This window comes from Lactiplantibacillus fabifermentans DSM 21115 (genome assembly GCF_000498955.2).
GTDB lineage: Bacteria > Bacillota > Bacilli > Lactobacillales > Lactobacillaceae > Lactiplantibacillus > Lactiplantibacillus fabifermentans.
The window spans coordinates 1-13,281 of the sequence record NZ_AYGX02000132.1 but is presented as its reverse complement, the minus strand read 5'-3'; the positions used below and the strand labels follow the sequence as shown (position 1 = coordinate 13,281).

The following is a 13,281-nucleotide window of genomic DNA, read 5'->3' as shown; positions in this document are numbered from 1 at the left end:
GGTTATGCTGAACAATTTGTCCAAAAATTCGGATTAAATTTGCAATCTACCCTTTAAGTTAACGGTGACCTCGGGATTATCTTCATTAAGTGAACTATCTATCGCCACTGAATCCACTTCATCGTTCTTAATGACACTACTGTCGTCGTTAAAGCTCGCATAATACGCGGAGATACTTTTAATTTGAGCGGCCGCCGCGGTAAAATAATCACTCGCATCAACTTTGGTGGGATCGAGTGAAATTGATTTACCAGTCTGTTGCTGATAATCCGCCTCCATGGAGGCCACATTATCTTTGAAGTACTGGACATCGCCGACATTTTCCGCAGCCAAATGATTAATCAAAACCGCGTTCTGCGTTTTTTCACTGGCAGTCCACTCGTTATCAGCCTGATCCCGTAAATTATTTACCACCACTTTATCGGCATCCGGCAACTTATTAGCCGTATTTAAGACGGCAAACAAATTTTGTCCTTGGGCCGCCAACGTACTGTCACTACTGTCATACGGAACCTCATTAGCAACGTAGACTGGTGACAAGTTTGTCAACTTATTCCAAACCTTGCCATCGTTGTAGACCCCGCTCGTGGATTCCACAATTTGATTGGCCGCATAACGCCCCTCTAATGTATCAATCGGGCTACTATTAATCGTTAATTTACCAGCCGCAAAGGCGTTATAATACGAACCCACGCCAAACGCGTAGTTGCCGACTGAAGCATCCGGAAACGGCTGGGTCGCGGCTTGTCCAATTAGCGGCAACCCCATCAGCACACCACTGACTATAAGTAAAAGTTTGATTAATCTCTTCATAATTATTATCATCTCCGCCAATATTAGCGGCAAAACTTCCCCCGTAACCGTCCTAACTTGCTTGCTAAGTAAAAGTCCGCGAACGTCAGTGATTGCTAGTCACCAGCGTCTAAACCTCAAACTGCGATGGCCGGCTTCAATTGACACAAATTGAACATATATCTACCTGCTTGAACATTATACCCGATTTATCATAAAATCAATCGATAATATGTCTAAGATTATATGCCGATTAATTTTAAATCATTAACCGTTTAAGTAATTAGTTGATTGGTTATTGTTATTAAAATGGCTAGGAAGTGCCCGCAAGCGGTTATCTCGCATTGACGATTAATTTCCCACAATAATACACTACCGGTAAACGTGTGATAAATATTTTTTTGCCTCGGCACCAGTGCACATTGCAAGTTTTGAGCCGTTCCAAAAAGGCGCTCAGCAATCGCTCAGCGCCCATTTCACGGTGTCAGTTTATTTTAATCCTTCTCAATAACTTAGAAAATTCAACTTAACTGCGATACCCACTGGCTCTAAACTCAACCACGTCTTTTTACGTGCATATTTTTAGCACTTTTATGGCAAAAAAAAATACCGCTATAGCGGTATTTTTTATACATGTTCGGATTTTGGGATTAATGGAGATGGCGAGAGTCGAACTCGCGTCCAAGCATATTGCCCTCCGGATATCTACGCTCATATGCATACTATTTGAATTTCGCCATTACAAACGCCGTATGTCAGGGCACCCAGCAATGGCTAACCTGATTAATCTCTTCTCGCAACTACAGGTGGAAGCCTTGAGCGTAAGTCCACTAAATTTAGGACCCAGATCTAAGACATGGACGATCTTAGGAGGATCTACGTTAAGCGCTTATTAGGCAGCTAAAGCGTAAGAATTGTTATTATTTTTTGCAGTTATAATTTAAACTGAGCATGTTTTACGTGGTGCAGCCACGAAACGCAATCCGAACTCAAACTATACCTGTCGAATCCAGAACATCCCCAAATTCAACATACTAAGTTTAGCATAGCCGCGCCGTTCTGCCAACCAATGTGTTTGGTAATTACCCTAATTGATTGAAACGTTGGCGACTAAAACCAATCTTCACTAATAACATATAAATGAGTGGTACTAAAATAAAGCACGCTACCGAATTAATCGTCGCGGATAACAGGCTTGCAAATGACCCAATCATGGCCACTTTTAGGGTCGTCCCCACCATCATCGCTTCAATGACCCCGGTACACCAAGACGTGACAATCTTCGTTAATCCGGCCACCAATGATACCGCATATAGCTTACCCAAACTTGGCCGTTGATCACCATGCACCGCTTTAAAAGTGACCTCGGTCATGGCTGCTAAGATCAACGCTTCAATAACCGTTAGCCATGATGTGGCAGCGTAACCATTTAAAATATCAAACATGCCGAGGCCAATCGCCCCGGCGGCCCCACCATAACCAAAACCTAGTAGTAACACCGCAATGACCGTTAAAATATTGCCAAAATGAATAAATGGTCGGCCAACCACGGCTGGTAATGGAATTCGTAGCACACTAATCCCCACAAATATAATCGCGGCAAATAGCGCCGCAAAAATCAACTTTCGTAACCGTTGATTACTACCCATTGTTCATCGCTCCTCAATCGTCACTGACAAATTGTCATTTCATTTTAATGCAAGGGTAACATAGCTTGAACTTTAATACCATGACTTTTCCCCGCTGCCACGCCGTTTATCACCTGAACTTTATTTTCAAAATGAAAAGTTCTATAATTAGAAAACATTAATTTTATCGCAAGGAGGCCTTTGATATGCTCTACGCACCTTTATGTGAATGTGATGTGCCTGCTAACCGCTAGTCAGCGGTTAACCCCGCTGATGATTTTTTAAATTAAAAATCTAATTTGCGGAGGCACCTCTATCTTGAATCGAAATAAATTAATCGGCATCGTCCTACTCAGCCTCGCCGCTAGTATTTGGGGCGGCATGTTTGTCGTTGTTAAGGTCGTTGTCAGTCTGATTACCCCGATTGCGCTAGTCTGGTTACGTTACGCCGTGGCACTCATCGCCTTGGGCCTTTTCTGCTGGCGCCAACCGTTAAACTGGCACATTCCTAAACACGATTGGTGGTTACTAATCGGAATAGGCTTAATCGGCAACACCTTGTCAATCGTGGCCCAGGAAACCGGCACGTGGTTGACGACGGCCCAACTGGGCGCCGTTGTCACTTCAGCGACCCCGACATTCATGTTATTGTTTGCCCACTGGCTGCTAAAAGAACGGCTCGATTGGGCTAAAATTGTCGCCGTGGTCATGGCGACGAGCGGTGTCATGCTAATTGTCGGCTTACAATTGACCGGCGACCATACTTTACTAGGTGCGGGTTGTTTAATCGTTGCGGCCTTAACTTGGGCGTTGATGTCGGTGCTCGTCAAACGGGCAACCGCCACTTATCCACCGTTACAAGTCACCACGATTGCAACCGCCGTGGCATGCATTACTTTGACGCCGGTCATGGCGGTCCGGCCTAAATTATTGACTACCATTCCATTTACAACTCCCACAGTCGCCGGTAGCTTGCTGTATCTGGGCTTAATTTCAACGGCATTAGCCTTTGTGATGTGGAATCAAGGTCTTCAGCGTTTGAATGCTAGCAGTTCCGGGTTATTCTTTTTATGGCAACCCGTCGTCGGCAGTTTGTTAAGCTGGGGATTGCTCGGCGAACCCTTAACTTGGGGCTTTATCGTGGGTACCGGACTCATCGGTGGTGCCATCATCGTCCAAGTTCACTTCAGTCATTAATCCATTTGAGCACCAGTCTTAACGGCTGGTGCTTTTTTAGCGAGAAATTGGGATGATACTCGCCGTTTTAGGCTGCGACGCATCAATCGTTTGGACGACCGCTAACAAGTCATACGCGGCCCGCGGCATTTGGTAGTTGTGGCAAAATAAATAGTATCCCAGATCCACGGCAATTTGGCGCGCAACGACCCCAGTATCATGCCCCTGCTGCAAGCGGTGACCGGCACGCACGATTAATCGCTGCAAAACAACATTTTTGCGAATGGCGGGCTGGCTACTCGTTAGCATTAATTGAGCTTGCAAGCGAGCATGATTTTGTTGGTTTATTTGCAACGCTGCTTTCACCATAAGACTTACCTCCTGATTATTTTATCAGGATAATCATAGGGGCAAACGGCGGGTTAATCAACCTAATGCACTTCGATAAATGCTGTTAAATCAACGTTTTTAGAATTTTTATCAAAAATATTATTTTCAATCGACCCGCGACTGATTAGGTGATAACTCAATTTTCACGACCACTTAGTTAAGCCCCGCAATGATTTTTACGATAAAAATTATATTTGTACTATGATAAGTTTTAAATATTAAATAAACGTAATCATGATTTCCTTCACGCCGCTTAACTATTCCACCAAGGTTTGTCAGTTTTTCAAATTTACGGTAAATTAGTAATAACGCCATGTTGACATGGCCATGGTTCGGAGGGTTTTATTAATGGAAGAATTATTCGTCAAAAAGCCGATTCATCAGGCTTATTTTCAACTGGCTCTGCCAGTAGTCTTCGGGATGTTAGCTAGTATGATTTATAATCTAGCTGACACCTTTTTTGTGTCACAGACCCAAAATACGGCACTAGTTGCTGGCGTTGCGTTGTGTACGCCGCTATTTTCATTCATGCTAGCGGTTGGCGATATTTTTGGCCTCGGCGGCAGTGCCTTAATGTCGCGGCTACTCGGACAGCAAGATACCAAAACTAGTCGCCACGTCAGTAGTTTTGGGGCCTATAGCGCGATTGCGACCGGTTTAATCGTCACCGCGTTATTATTGATTTTTGAACAACCAATTTTGCACTTATTCGGCGCCACTACCGAAACTTATCGCTATGCCGCCCAGTTTTATCGCATTATGGCGCTAGGGGCCACCTTCATCATCTTTTCACTCGTCCCCAGCAATATGATTCGTACCGAGGGCTTAGCCAAACAGTCCATGATTGCCACAGTTGCCGGGACTGTCGTGACCATTATTTTGGACCCGATTTTCATTTTTCCGATGCATCTTGGCGCAGCCGGTGCAGCTTGTGCAACTGTGATTGGTTACGCGCTAACCGATATAATTTTGATTTACTTCGTGCGCCAGCGTTGCGAAGTCAACAGCATCCAATGGTCGGAACATCGTTTAGGCGGCGCCCTGATCAAAAGCATCTTAATTATCGGGATTCCGGCATCAATCACCAACTTGATGCAGAGTTTCGGCACGGCGCTTTTAAATAACTATTTAGCCCATTACGGGGCCACCCAAGTCGCCGCTTTTGGGATTGCCAGCAAGATTTATATGATTGTGATGTTATTGATTGTCGGCTTTGCTTTTGGGGTCCAACCCATGATTGGCTATAACTTTGGTGCTAAGAATTTCCAGCGATTACGGAAAACGATTGACTTTGATATGTTTGTCGAAGCCGGTTTGGCGTTAGTGCTCGCGGTTATTTTAATGATTTTTGCTCCAACGATCGTAAGTTGGTTCATGGCACAACCCACCATCGTCCAAGCTGGCAGCTTATTATTACGTAGTTTGCTGAGCACCACGCCCTTTATTGGCGTCATCTTAGTGTATACGACCGTCTTTCAATCGACCGGTCAAGCCCTCGGCGCATTAATCATGTCGATTTCACGCCAAGGTGTCGTGTTCTTCATCGTGATTATTGCGATGAATGCGGCCTTCGGTTACTTAGGCGTTGTCTGGTCACAACCAATATCCGACCTAATTACCTTTGTGATTGGCGTTGGCTTTTACCAATTTAAATTCAAACCATTACTCGTGGAATAACCAAAGAACCAGCCAACCGGCGCTTAAGTAACGCAGGTTGGCTGGTTCTTTTATTTCGTCCAAAGGGTCCCTGGTTCCATCGCCCACATCGTGCGATGATACGGGCCATCTTCTTCCGAATAATAACCGTTAATCAATTGCCCCATCTTCACTTGGGAATTGGGATATTCAGTATATTCCGGCACTAAGCCATTTAAGGCCGTAGGTGTTTGATTTTTAAATTTAAAAATGCGCACACGCTCTTGGTCGTCAATCTGGGTTAAATAGAGAAACTTTTTATCGTTGTAACCCGATGAAGTCACGACAATCGTCAGCGGCTTCATATTCTTAATGATATGAAAAGCATATTTGGTGCCGGGATTGTTGGAAATGCCATTAGCCGGATAATGATTCAGCGCTAAATAGTACATTGAAATCATGCCGACACGGTCTTGCGTATTCAGATAGTTCTTCGTCTTAACTGGTAACGAACGCACATAGGCGGCACTGTCGTAGGCCTTTTCTGCTTTACTCTTCGGCGCACTACTACTGTCACTCGTCGCATCCGTACCATTAGTTTCATTGTCGGTCGTGGTGTCGTTGTCAGCAGTCGTCGCTGATTCAGAACTAGTCGTCGAACTGCGCATGTACGTCGTGGTTGACCGGGTTGCCGATTGGAACAAGAAACCGTTAAAGCCGTTAGCGAAATAATCTGCTGGTAAAACGGCCGTCCCACTAGCAATGGCTAACACAACCAGTAACGTCCCCAACGTCCCAATCCCCCAAATTTGATAATGCAAAAAGGCTTGCGTTAACGATTGCGGCGTCATCATTAGATCAACATGTGCCGGCGTATCCGCCACGGCCACGCTGGCATACAATTGGCGATTTAACCACCATTGACACCCATTACGCAAAGTCAAAGTTGCGAACAATCCTAACCACAGCAAGGTTGCCATTACCGCCATATCATCTGCATCAAGGATACCAAACTGTTGCGCTAAAATCGCCACGATAAACGCATAACTCCCCCAGCGGCCAACTTGCACCCCGAGATTCAGCCGCCGATAGCCAGCTGATTTTTTGATTTCAGTTTTAAAGAAAAAACGCCGACTATGTTGAATCTGTGCCGGCGTCATTGTTTTGTGATACGTCAGTTGAAAGTCAATGATTGCGCGTTGTTGTTGGCGTAACCGCCACCCTAAATAGCCTAAGCCAATCACTAACAAACCACCGAGAATCGTGAGCAAAAGCCCCATCTCAACACCTCCGTGTCAATAGCATACCATTAGTTCCCAGCGATTGTCGGGGACCGGTCTAACATTATTGTGAGAAAGTGCCGGTAAATTTTTATTAACTGAAAATGGATTTGCCTAATTTTTACGTCGCGGCTAAAACGAGCACTAAAAAATCGGCGGCTTATGAAAGTTGACCTTTCACAAACCGCCGATTTAACATTATGCCTAATTTTAACTAACGATCCTCATCGTGTAATCCAAATAATAAGACGACTACCCCTAAAATCAAGGCCCCGACAAAAACCATAAAGATGGCGGGAATCTTAAACCCAATACCAATCAAGGCCCCGACTAAGTATGGACCAATCGTGGCCCCAATGCGGCCAATCGACTGGGCAAAGCCCATCCCCATTCCGCGGGCGGCGACTTCAAACTGCCCCGGCGTAAAGGCAATCATAATGCCCCAAGCACCGAGCGTGAAGAATGATAACCAGGCGCCACTAATTAAAATAATCGTTTCGGTTGTTGCCGTGCCAAACGCCCATGCACTCAGCATCGTTCCGATTAAATAAGTCGCTAAGACAACTTTACGTGGTAACTTACCAATTAACCAGGCCGCTAAATAGTAGCCAGGCAATTGGGCAATACTCATCAAGACCGTATAGCCAAAGCTATGGACCATCGAAAACCCCCGCATCACGAGCACACTTGGTAGCCATAAAAACATGCCGTAATACGCAAACATGATGACAAACCACAAAATACTCAAGCAAACTGTCGCTCGGCGGTACTTGGTCGACCACACTTGCTTCAACGCCGGCCAAAATCCGAGTCTAGTTGTTTGTTCGACCGGTGCTTTTTCCGGTAAATGTCGTCGCATAATCAACGTATATAAGCCCATAAATGCCGTAATCAAAACGGTGATACGCCAGCCGAACTTCGGCATGACGACAAATGACAAGACGGATGCTAAAATCCAGCCAAATGCCCAAAAACTATCGACCAATACGAGCATCCGCGCTCGTTTGGTGCCCGTGAAGTGGTCCGCAATAATGGTGGCGGCCACTGGCAGTTCACCACCCAGACCAATCCCCGTAATTAACCGGACGAGTAAGAACGTCTCGACATTGGGCGTCACCGTCAACGCTAAGTTACCTAGTGAAAATAGTAATAACGTCATAATGAGGACCGGTTTACGACCCCACTTATCGGCTAAATAACCACAGCCTAACGCCCCAATCATCATCCCCAGCGAGGTAACCGCACTGACGGCCCCCATCTGTCCAGCTGACAAGTGCCAGCTTTCCTTAATCACTGGCATAATAAATGACAATAACGCCACGTCTAACGCATCAAACAACCAAGCTGTCCCAATCAACAATAAGAGCTTGTTGCCCTTAGTTTCCATCGTCTGCAATCCCCCGTGATTGTCCTAAATATTTAACAAAACAAAATTTAGGTATTTTATACCTTTAAAGGTTGACACCAGAATAACACCGGCCAACTAGGGGTGTCAAGACTGGTTTTTCAACCGGTATAATTTGGCTGGCCGACCAGAACTGGACTGATGCGCGGTCCCAATCTCTTCAAATAAATGCCCGTGGGTTTTCCGAAAGTTTGAATTATCAATACTTTGTAGTGGTTTCCGCAATAAAATGGCATAAATTTCCCGCGCTTGTTTCAAGGTAAATTGGTGGCCACAGACGAGTAAAATCGTCGGGGCATAATCAAGCCGGTTGCGCACGCGTTGTAGCGCGGTTCGTAAGATCAACGTGTGATCAGCAGTTAACCCTTTGGGAGTCACGAACCGAGCTTGATTTTCATAATAGGTTGGTTCACTGACTTTATCAGGTAAAACTTGAAAATGTAAGTCCGCTGCGACTAAATCATCATGATCCCCGGCCGGCGTCACGGCAAACCATTGCACCGCCTTAGCACCATAACCAGCGACCAAATCTGGTTTGACTGGCAAGTAAACCATATAAGTTAACGCGAGTTCGCGTTCACCTAGGCCGCGCTTCGGATTCGTAAAGGTGGCGAGTTGTTCGGTATGAAAGCTCGATAACGTTACGCCCAGTTTCTCGCGTACGAGCCGTAACGCCGCAGCATCGGCACTTTCATCCGGCCGTAAATACGTAGTTGGTAACCCCCACGTGGCTTCAAATGGGGCACTGTCTCGTTGTAATAACAAAACTAATAATTGATGGGTGACGGGATCAAAGCTCCAGATGACATTCGTAATACTGATTAATGGTCGATTAACAATTTCAGGTGTTGGCATACCGTTCACTTCCCACAAAAAGGCCACGACAAGTCGCGTCGTGGCCTACATTATTTTTTAATTCATTTGTTGTAAGGCTTCGACCGTCCAACCATTAATGGCTGACTTCTCGATAATTGCCTTTTTGATTTCCCACACATCCGCTTTGATATAGCGTTGGCGGGCGGTCATTAGCGGAATATTTTGATAGACCTCTTGACCTTTATTAATCGTTACGCGCATTTTATAACGTCCTTTCCTAATGCTCAGGAAATTTGGAAATAATTTTGTGTATTGATACTGGGGCAAGTACATGATACTAAAATTAATTTTTACAAAATCTGAGATATTACTTTAAGTTCGGTTGGTGAGGTCCCCGAACCAATTATTAACTTTAGCATATTCCCCACCCGATAGCTATTGGAAGGTCTCGCGATTATACGATTCTTAAACTTTATGATTATTCCGGCAATGAAAGCGTTGCCATTTTCACTAAGACCGTTTACACTGTAACTAGATAAGTTAAGGGGGTCAGCATTATGCGCAATTATAAATACTTGGCATATAGCGGTATTTCAGCAGTTTATTTATTAGCCGCTTATGCCCTCTTCCACCTAGTTCGGTTAGCATACTTTTTATTCATTATTTAGATGACAGCGTGTGACCAAAGGCGGTTAGTTTGCGAGCATTAACATGGGATTGGCAATTATGCCCGGACTTTGGGCCTGGTTGCCTATCCTGGGTTAAGCGGAACAAACTGCCTGTTGGCACACGTTTCGACAAAAAAAGAGGCCTGATGAACTAAAAATTTCATCAGGCCTCTTTTTAATTTTTATATGCTAGCTCGTTTTTTACTAATCGTGGCAGCTGGTCTTCCGCTTTGAAACGCGGTCATACCGGAAAGTTCCACGCAATTAACGATGCCACAAATACTTATCCACCGCTAAAGCGACCTTCGCATTTTCATGCAACTTACTATGTTGCGCATTTTTACCGTGGAAATCTTTTTCGGTATAGTGCACATCATGTCCGCGCAAGAGATACTTGATTGACCGGGCGGAAACGTTGGACACTAAGCTGTCGGAATTGGACCCGTCGTCTAAGTTGCCAACGATGTTCAATTGATGGACGCCATCGGGGAAGTTCGCCCGTTTGGCCGCTAGTAATTCATACGCCGCGTGCAAATACTTCGGTTCACCACTCTTTAAAAATGAGTTTTGATTGGCAACATCATCTTCTGAGATGACCCCATCAAATGGTCCGGCAATCGTGACTAACTTGTTGATACTTGGAAAACCACTGGCCTGTTTGGTCATCAACATATTGACACTGGCCACACACCCAGCTGAATGGGCCACAATATTGTACTTACTGAAATGTTGTTGCTGTTGGACCGCGGTAATCACCTTAGCTAACCAAGCACTTTGTTGGTCATATTCTGCTAAATTATTCTTGAAAACCACCTGAATAATTGGATTCCGAGTCCCTTTCTTCCAAGTTCCATCCAAGGTGACCTGCCCACTCGTGCTGACCGTCGCCACAATGACTTTATGCGCGTGGGCCGTTTTTTCAGCATGCTTGATCAGCGTATTCGTTGACTTGGCACTACCTTGATACCCGTGCACATAAAACGTTGGGATAGAACTCGTAATATATGGTGACTGCGCTTTTTTGGCACTCGCGCTGCTAGCGGTTGCCGACTTTTTAGTACTGGTTGCGCGACACCCGCTCAACCCGATTACCATAATCAACCCTAATATGACCCACTTTAATACTTTTAACTTCCGCAAACTTGTTCGCCTCATTCTACCAATTTCGTTTAATCGTCACTAATTCATCTTGCAAATAAGTTGCCGATAATTGTAAATACGTAATATGCTTGCCAGGCGTCGGGGCATGTAATAACCAGCCCTCACTGGCGACCATCGCGACATGATGTAATGCCCCTTGTCCATGATTATGGGCAAAGAAACACAAATCACCCGGTTGCGCGTCCGCTAACGCCACGGTTGTCCCTTGGGTGACTTGTTCACTGACGTCGCGAGCTAGCGTGACCCCGATACACCGGTGCAGACCGTACATAAACCCAGAACAGTCATAACCATACGCACTCGTGCCACCCCATAAATACCGTAAGTCCAATAACGTTGTGCCTAATTGAACTAACGTCTGACCGCGGGAAATATCTTTGGTCGCAAAACTGAATTGCGTCGCCCGTTTGGCAACCTTACCAATCCCTAACGGCGTCTGTACCAGATCATAAAGTCGGTCGGCGCTTGAAACGACGGCTAATTCCGTCCCTAAGCTCAGTTGTAACAACGTACTACCATCCGGCCGTAACAACGGCGTGAATGGTTGGCGCACCGTAACAGTCGGTCCCGTCTGCACGGGCAGTTCAGTCATCGATAATTGCGGTGCCCAAATCCAACCAGGATAACCTTTAGGATGACGGGCATCCGTCTGTGAAATCACATAGCTGTACGCCCAACCATCGACGACTCGGTCAACTAAGACAGGGTCATTAAACAATGCTTGGGTCACCAATAAGTTATCTTTTTCTAAACCGAGTGTATCGGCATCACTCATCTGACCAGTCCAAGCCGCTAAGCCATCATTGGCCAACGCACCATTATCAATTGAACGAAGCTTTGGTTGTCGCCAGACGGTCGCCACGGCCGCCTGGACACGTGCTGTTTGCATACAGTTCACCCCCATTTTTCATTAATTTTATCATACCCCTTTTCTAAAGATAATTATGAACGGCAGTTAAGTCGTTAACCTTTCTTCACAAAATTCGGGTTAAAATTAAAATATGCTGTGAAAGTATGCTATGATACTAATAATTACTTAGGGAGGCGTTTTTTGCTATGGATAAAACTGATATTAAAATTCTGAACGCCTTACAAACGGACGCTCGAATTTCACTAAAAGCTCTGGCTGACCAGTGTTTCATCTCGTCACCAGCTATCTCTGCGCGCATTTCACGACTCAAGAAGAGCGGCGTCATCCGTGATTATCAAGCTAACTTAAATTATGAAAAACTGAACTACCATATTAAAGCGTATATTCAATTACAATTAGAACCGACCCAAAAGGAACGCTTTTACCCGTTTGTCGCGCGAATTCCTAATATTCTCGAATGCGACTGTGTCACTGGTGAATATTCACAGATTTTAAAAGTCATTTTCGAATCCACGCAAGCCTTAGATGAATTCGTCAATCAGCTCCAAACTTTTGGTAAGACGAGTACCCAAATTGTTTTCTCTACTAGTGTCGCCAACCGCGGCTTAGCTTTACCTGATGATAACGACGCTGATCAAATTGATGGTTAAACAAAAAAGAACGTTCCGGCAATGAAATTGCTGTGGAACGTTCTTTTTTCACCTACCACTTTAAAACATGTTGCAGATCTTCATACGTATATAATTGATATTTCGCTTTAAGCGCTTCAATCCGAATGGCAAAACCAATCATCATGATAACGCCAATCAAGAATCCCCATAAACTCAAACTGCCAAAAAGTCGCATGGTACAAGCACTGATGAAAAATAAGACGGCGCCAACCAGCATGCCGAAGCTCGCTAAATAATATTGAACTTTCATTTTGGCCTCCTATGCTAAGCGATGCATCATAAAAATAATTCCGGTTCCAGCTAACCATAGTCCTACTAATGGTAAGAAAACTAAACTACCAAATCCATACCAACTTAAAACGCCGATAAATAAAATTTCAACTGAATATAAACACAACGAGAACTCAAAGTATTCGCGGAATAGCCACTGCGCCACTAAACTCACTAGGAAAACGAGTAACAAGACGGCGTAAAACATACCGTGTACCATTTGATTAACCCCTTTTGAAAAAAGCTGACTGATTTACTGAACGCTTCCATTTTCGCGAATTTTGCGTCGGTTAACTATCAAGTTCTGGTTAAGAGTTTGTTGCGATGTTGTAAATACCCAAAAGATCGGCGTCCCCACATGCTGGTATGCCGTACATTCGTTACGAGATGACCGAATTCTTTACTCAAATAACAAAAAAAGAGATCATCAAATTGATGACCTCTGCACATAATTATTTAACTGATATGGTAGATTGCAAATTTAATCCGAATTTTTGGACAAATTGTTCAGCATAACC

Annotated in this window: 14 protein-coding genes and 1 other RNA gene; 3 read left to right on the top strand and 12 right to left on the bottom strand. The window is 44.7% G+C overall.

Annotated features, from left to right (window positions below; genetic code table 11):
- Nucleotides 1-33: 33 nt before the first annotated feature.
- From DY78_RS11165 to DY78_RS11160, 3 genes are all read right to left on the bottom strand, one after another.
- Nucleotides 34-813 (bottom strand): hypothetical protein, encoded by a 780-nt coding sequence (locus DY78_RS11165; RefSeq protein WP_156404124.1) that lies wholly within the window; start codon nucleotides 811-813, stop codon nucleotides 34-36.
- Nucleotides 814-1,443: 630 nt separating this feature from the next.
- Nucleotides 1,444-1,814: a transfer-messenger RNA gene (gene ssrA, locus DY78_RS15825) on the bottom strand.
- Nucleotides 1,815-1,874: 60 nt separating this feature from the next.
- Nucleotides 1,875-2,441, bottom strand: a complete 567-nt coding sequence (locus tag DY78_RS11160) for an ECF transporter S component (protein WP_024623679.1) — start codon at nucleotides 2,439-2,441, stop codon at nucleotides 1,875-1,877.
- A 297-nt stretch (nucleotides 2,442-2,738) separates the two neighbouring features.
- Here DY78_RS11160 and DY78_RS11155 point away from each other — a divergent pair, with 297 nt between their 5' ends.
- Entirely contained in the window at nucleotides 2,739-3,617 is an 879-nt protein-coding gene (locus DY78_RS11155) for a DMT family transporter (protein WP_024623680.1), read from the top strand.
- Nucleotides 3,618-3,653: 36 nt separating this feature from the next.
- Here DY78_RS11155 and DY78_RS11150 read toward each other — a convergent pair whose 3' ends face one another.
- The gene (locus DY78_RS11150; RefSeq protein WP_024623681.1) at nucleotides 3,654-3,965 is read right to left on the bottom strand and encodes a hypothetical protein; all 312 of its coding nucleotides are present in this window, start codon (nucleotides 3,963-3,965) and stop codon (nucleotides 3,654-3,656) included.
- A 369-nt stretch (nucleotides 3,966-4,334) separates the two neighbouring features.
- Between DY78_RS11150 and DY78_RS11145 the strand changes: the two genes are divergently transcribed.
- On the top strand, nucleotides 4,335-5,663 hold the full coding sequence (locus DY78_RS11145; protein ID WP_024623682.1) for an MATE family efflux transporter: 1,329 nt from the start codon (nucleotides 4,335-4,337) through the stop codon (nucleotides 5,661-5,663).
- A 50-nt stretch (nucleotides 5,664-5,713) separates the two neighbouring features.
- Here the strand turns inward: DY78_RS11145 and DY78_RS11140 are convergent, their stop codons facing one another.
- The 6 genes from DY78_RS11140 to DY78_RS11120 all read right to left on the bottom strand — a co-directional run bounded on the left by DY78_RS11140 (nucleotide 5,714) and on the right by DY78_RS11120 (nucleotide 11,840).
- On the bottom strand, nucleotides 5,714-6,901 hold the full coding sequence (locus DY78_RS11140) for a hypothetical protein (protein WP_024623683.1): 1,188 nt from the start codon (nucleotides 6,899-6,901) through the stop codon (nucleotides 5,714-5,716).
- Between the two features lie 214 nt (nucleotides 6,902-7,115).
- Nucleotides 7,116-8,288 (bottom strand): MFS transporter, encoded by a 1,173-nt coding sequence (locus DY78_RS11135; protein ID WP_024623684.1) that lies wholly within the window; start codon nucleotides 8,286-8,288, stop codon nucleotides 7,116-7,118.
- Nucleotides 8,289-8,393: 105 nt separating this feature from the next.
- Entirely contained in the window at nucleotides 8,394-9,161 is a 768-nt protein-coding gene (locus tag DY78_RS11130) for an NUDIX hydrolase (RefSeq protein ID WP_024623685.1), read from the bottom strand.
- A 57-nt stretch (nucleotides 9,162-9,218) separates the two neighbouring features.
- Entirely contained in the window at nucleotides 9,219-9,383 is a 165-nt protein-coding gene (locus DY78_RS16180; protein ID WP_156093471.1) for a hypothetical protein, read from the bottom strand.
- Between the two features lie 671 nt (nucleotides 9,384-10,054).
- Nucleotides 10,055-10,930 (bottom strand): alpha/beta hydrolase, encoded by an 876-nt coding sequence (locus DY78_RS11125; RefSeq protein WP_024623686.1) that lies wholly within the window; start codon nucleotides 10,928-10,930, stop codon nucleotides 10,055-10,057.
- Between the two features lie 16 nt (nucleotides 10,931-10,946).
- On the bottom strand, nucleotides 10,947-11,840 hold the full coding sequence (locus tag DY78_RS11120; RefSeq protein WP_024623687.1) for a C40 family peptidase: 894 nt from the start codon (nucleotides 11,838-11,840) through the stop codon (nucleotides 10,947-10,949).
- Between the two features lie 167 nt (nucleotides 11,841-12,007).
- Here DY78_RS11120 and DY78_RS11115 point away from each other — a divergent pair, with 167 nt between their 5' ends.
- The gene (locus DY78_RS11115; protein ID WP_024623688.1) at nucleotides 12,008-12,472 is read left to right on the top strand and encodes an Lrp/AsnC family transcriptional regulator; all 465 of its coding nucleotides are present in this window, start codon (nucleotides 12,008-12,010) and stop codon (nucleotides 12,470-12,472) included.
- Between the two features lie 52 nt (nucleotides 12,473-12,524).
- On the opposite strand, the gene DY78_RS11110 is transcribed toward DY78_RS11115, so the two are convergent.
- Complete coding sequence (locus DY78_RS11110) at nucleotides 12,525-12,743, bottom strand: hypothetical protein (protein WP_024623689.1); 219 nt, start codon at nucleotides 12,741-12,743, stop codon at nucleotides 12,525-12,527.
- 9 nt (nucleotides 12,744-12,752) lie between these two features.
- Nucleotides 12,753-12,983, bottom strand: coding sequence for a hypothetical protein (locus DY78_RS11105; protein WP_024623690.1), 231 nt, complete (start codon nucleotides 12,981-12,983; stop codon nucleotides 12,753-12,755).
- Nucleotides 12,984-13,281: the final 298 nt, after the last annotated feature.